We start from the raw sequence: 893 nt of genomic DNA, 5'->3' as shown, positions 1-893 counted from the left end.
CTCAGAACGGCTTCCGGCCATCAAGATCCACGCTGTATGTTTCTGGCATTCCCTTTACTGACGCATGGGACGCAAGAAGCGTTCCACATCAGACCAAGGAGTTCCCCTTGAAGCGCATCCTCCTCCCCGCCGGTGGCGCCGTTCTGGCCACCGGTCTGCTGGCCGCCGGCCTCGCCGGTACCGCGAACGCCGTCCCGGACTGGGCCTACGACACCCTGGCCAAGGACGCCCCGGCCGCGGTTGACGTCGCCGAGTTCTGGCTCGCGGCCAACGGCCACACCAACAACCTGGCCAAGGCGACCCCCTACACCTGGGAGACCAAGGCCACGCCGAAGCTGAGCGCGAGCGGCGGCTACGTTCCCGACGGCAAGCCGGGCGTTGTCAAGCCGATCGGCGAAGAGGGCAAGGTCGCCGCGAAGGTCAAGAACATCAACCTGCCGAAGTCCATCGGCAAGGTGTTCTTCGTGGACGAGAAGGGCGACCTGAAGTGGTGCTCGGCCACCTCGATCCAGGGCAAGTACCGCAACCTGGTCGCGACCGCCGGTCACTGCGTCTACGACGACAAGGCTGACGCCAGCGTCATGGACAACTGGGTCTTCGTCCCCGGCTACTACCAGGGCAAGACCCCGTGGGGCATCTACGTCGGCAAGACCGCCTACACGCACTACGACTTCGCCAACTACGAGGACTTCGACCGCGACTACGCGTTCGTGACCGTGTACAACGGTGTCCAGATCGGTGGCGGCAACGCCAAGGAAGTCAGCCAGAAGGACTACGAGGCGTTCGGCAGCGCGAAGTTCGCCAAGGACGTCCCGATCACCGAGGCGGAGTACCAGAAGACCGTCGACCTGCACGGTGGCGAGACCGCCGCCGCGTGGGCCAAGGCCGAGACC

Annotated in this window: 1 protein-coding gene; it reads left to right on the top strand. The window is 65.1% G+C overall.

Annotated elements, in window-relative coordinates; all coding sequences use genetic code 11:
- Positions 1 to 107: 107 nt before the first annotated feature.
- Positions 108 to 893, top strand: a 786-nt coding sequence (locus ACSC1Q_RS42950; RefSeq protein WP_495573954.1) for a trypsin-like serine peptidase, incomplete at its 3' end; no start/stop codon positions are given.

The organism is Streptosporangium heterodermiicola (genome assembly GCF_051390675.1).
Classification (GTDB): domain Bacteria; phylum Actinomycetota; class Actinomycetes; order Streptosporangiales; family Streptosporangiaceae; genus Streptosporangium.
Note: the sequence above shows the minus strand (reverse complement) of the source record. Positions and strands in the feature narration are given on the sequence as shown.